Here is a 3,539-nt window from a genome sequence, read left to right on the forward strand (position 1 = left end):
AAGGGCCCGCACCGAAAAACGATGCGGACCCCTGGTGACGCGGTTACGCGTCAAAAACCTCCGCCACAAGCTGAGCCTGCTCAGCCTGGTGCCGCTTGGCAGAGCCGACGGCCGGCGACGACGAGTGCGGACGCGAGATCCGCCGCAGCCGCTCCGACGCCGGAACATCCGCGCCGACCGCCAGGTCGAGGTGGTCGATCAGGTTCAGCGCGATGAACGGCCACGCACCCTGGTTCGCCGGCTCCTCCTGCGCCCAGATGTACTTGGCCGCGTTCGGGAACTTGGCGATCTCCGCCTGGACCTCCGCACCCGGCAGCGGGTACAGCCGCTCCAGGCGGATGAGGGCGGTGTCCATGGCGCCGCGCTTCTCCCGCTCGGCGGCGAGGTCGTAGTAGACCTTGCCGGAGCAGAAGACGACCTTGCGCACGTCCGCCGGGTTGACGGCGTCGTCACCGATGACCGGACGGAACTGGCCGCTGGTGAACTCCTCCGCCTTCGACGCCGCGGCCTTCAGACGCAGCATCGACTTCGGGGTGAAGACGATGAGCGGCTTGTGGTGCGGGTTGTGGACCTGCCAGCGCAGCAGGTGGAAGTAGTTCGACGGCAGCGTCGGCATGGCGACCGTCATGTTGTTCTGCGCGCACAGCTGGAGGTAGCGCTCGATGCGGGCGGACGAGTGGTCCGGGCCCTGGCCCTCGTAGCCGTGCGGCAGCAGCAGCGTGACGCCCGAGGTCTGGCCCCACTTCTGCTCGGACGAGGAGATGAACTCGTCCACGACGCTCTGGGCGCCGTTGGCGAAGTCGCCGAACTGGGCCTCCCACAGCACCAGCGCGTCCGGGCGGGCCAGCGAGTAGCCGTACTCGAAGCCCATCGCCGCGTACTCGCTCAGCAGCGAGTCGTAGACGTTGAAACGGGCCTGGTCCTCGGACAGGTAGAGCAGCGGGGTGTAGTCCTCGCCGGTCTCGCGGTCGACGAGCACCGCGTGGCGCTGGCCGAAGGTGCCGCGGCGGGAGTCCTGGCCGGCGAGCCGGACCGGGGTGCCCTCCATCAGCAGCGAGCCGAAGGCGATGGTCTCGCCCATGCCCCAGTCGATGGTGCCGTCCTCGATGCTGGCGGCGCGGCGCTGCAGCTGCGGCACCAGGCGCGGGTGCACCGTGACGTTCTCCGGCGTGGTGACCTGCGACTCGGCGATCCGCTTGAGGACCTCCTGGGAGATCGCGGTGTTCACCGGGGCCGGGAACTCCGGCAGCTCGGCCGGGGGCTCGTAGGCCGCGGGGGCCGTGTCGGCGTCCCGGACCTCGACGAAGACCTTCTCCAGCTGGCCCTGGTAGTCCTGCAGGGCCTGCTCGGCCTCTTCCAGGGTGATGTCGCCACGGCCGATGAGCGACTCGGTGTAGAGCTTGCGCACCGAGCGCTTCTTGTCGATCAGGTCGTACATCAGCGGCTGGGTGAACGAGGGGTTGTCCGACTCGTTGTGGCCCCGGCGCCGGTAGCAGATCAGGTCGATGACGACGTCCTTGTTGAACGCCTGGCGGAACTCGAAGGCGAGCCGCGCGACGCGGACCACGGCCTCCGGGTCGTCACCGTTCACGTGGAAGATCGGCGCCTCGATCATGCGCGCGACGTCGGTGCAGTACATCGACGAGCGCGAGGACTCCGGCGGCGCGGTGAAGCCGACCTGGTTGTTGATGACGATGTGCACGGTGCCGCCGGTGCGGTAGCCGCGCAGCTGCGACATGTTGAGGGTCTCGGCCACGACGCCCTGGCCCGCGAAGGCCGCGTCGCCGTGCAGCTGGATCGGCAGGACGGTGAAGTCCGTGCCGGCCTTGCCGATGATGTCCTGCTTGGCGCGGGCGATGCCCTCGACGACCGGGTCGACCGTCTCCAGGTGGGACGGGTTGGCGGCCAGCGAGACCTTGATCTGCTCGCCGTCCAGGCCGGTGAAGGTGCCGTTGGCGCCCAGGTGGTACTTCACGTCGCCGGAGCCGTGCATCGACTTCGGGTCGAGGTTGCCCTCGAACTCGCGGAAGATCTGCGCGTAGGACTTGCCGACGATGTTGGCCAGCACGTTCAGCCGGCCACGGTGGGCCATGCCGATGACGGCCTCGTCCAGACGGGACTCGGCGGCCGCGTCCAGCACCGCGTCCAGCAGCGGGATGACGGACTCGCCGCCCTCCAGCGAGAAGCGCTTCTGGCCGACGTACTTGGTCTGCAGGAACGTCTCGAACGCCTCGGCCGCGTTCAGGCGGCGCAGGATGCGCAGCTGCTCCTCGCGCTCCGGCTTGGCGTGCGGGCGCTCGACGCGGTCCTGGATCCACTTGCGCTGCTTCGGGTCCTGGATGTGCATGAACTCGATGCCGGTGGTGCGGCAGTACGAGTCGCGCAGCACGCCCAGGATGTCGCGCAGCTTCATCATCGACTTGCCGGCGAAGCCGCCGACGGCGAAGTCGCGCTCCAGGTCCCACAGGGTGAGGCCGTGCTCGGTGATGTCCAGGTCGGGGTGCTTGCGCTGGCGGTACTCCAGCGGGTCGGTGTCGGCCATGACGTGGCCGCGGACCCGGTAGGAGTGGATCAGCTCGAAGACCCGGGCGGCCTTGGTGACGTCGTCGTCGTGCGAGGCGTCGATGTCCTTGAGCCAGCGGACCGGCTCGTAGGGGATGCGCAGCGCCTCGAAGATGTCGTCGTAGAAGCCGTTCTCGCCGAGCAGCAGCTGGTGCATGATCCGCAGGAACTCGCCGGAGGCGGCACCCTGGATGACCCGGTGGTCGTACGTCGAGGTCAGGGTCATGACCTTCGAGATGCCCATCTTGTTCAGGGCGTCCTGCGAGGTGCCCTGGAACTCGGCGGGGTAGTCCATGGCGCCCACGCCGATGATGAGGCCCTGGCCGGGCATCAGGCGCGGCACGGAGTGCACGGTGCCGATGCCGCCGGGGTTGGTCAGCGAGGCGGTGACCCCGGTGAAGTCGTCCATCGTCAGCTTGCCGACGCGGGCGCGGCGGACGATGTCCTCGTAGGCCTGCCAGAACTCGAAGAAGTTCAGGGTCTCGGCCTTCTTGATGGCCGCGACCACGAGCTGGCGGTCGCCGTTCGGCTTGACCAGGTCGATCGCCAGGCCGAGGTTGACGTGCTCGGGCTTGACGAGGGTCGGCTTGCCGTCCTTCTCCGTGAAGGAGTAGTTCATCGACGGCATCAGCTTCAGCGCCTGCACCATGGCGTAGCCGATGAGGTGCGTGAAGGAGACCTTGCCGCCGCGGGCGCGCTTGAGGTGGTTGTTGATGACGATGCGCTGGTCGAACAGCAGCTTCACCGGGACGGCGCGGACGGACGTGGCCGTCGGCAGCTCCAGGGAGGCGTTCATGTTCTTGGCGACCGCGGCGGACGGGCCGCGCAGCGTCACGTACTCCGGACCGGCGTCCGGCTCGGCCGGCTTCGCCGGGGCCTTCGGCCGGGCGGCCGGGGTCTTCGCGACCGGGGCCGGGGCGGCTGCGGCGGGCGCCGCGGGGGCGGCCGGAGCCTGTGCGGCGGGCTTCGCCACCGGG

The 3,539-nt window shown here is 69.1% G+C and carries 1 protein-coding gene; it reads right to left on the reverse strand.

What is annotated here, in order from left to right; translation table 11 throughout:
- Window positions 1–43: 43 nt before the first annotated feature.
- Window positions 44–3,539 (reverse strand): multifunctional oxoglutarate decarboxylase/oxoglutarate dehydrogenase thiamine pyrophosphate-binding subunit/dihydrolipoyllysine-residue succinyltransferase subunit (locus HG542_RS22810; RefSeq protein WP_171084394.1); only part of this gene is annotated, 3,496 nt, incomplete at its 5' end.

The sequence above is a fragment of the Streptomyces morookaense genome (assembly GCF_013030945.1).
GTDB classification, from domain to species: domain Bacteria; phylum Actinomycetota; class Actinomycetes; order Streptomycetales; family Streptomycetaceae; genus Streptomyces; species Streptomyces morookaensis.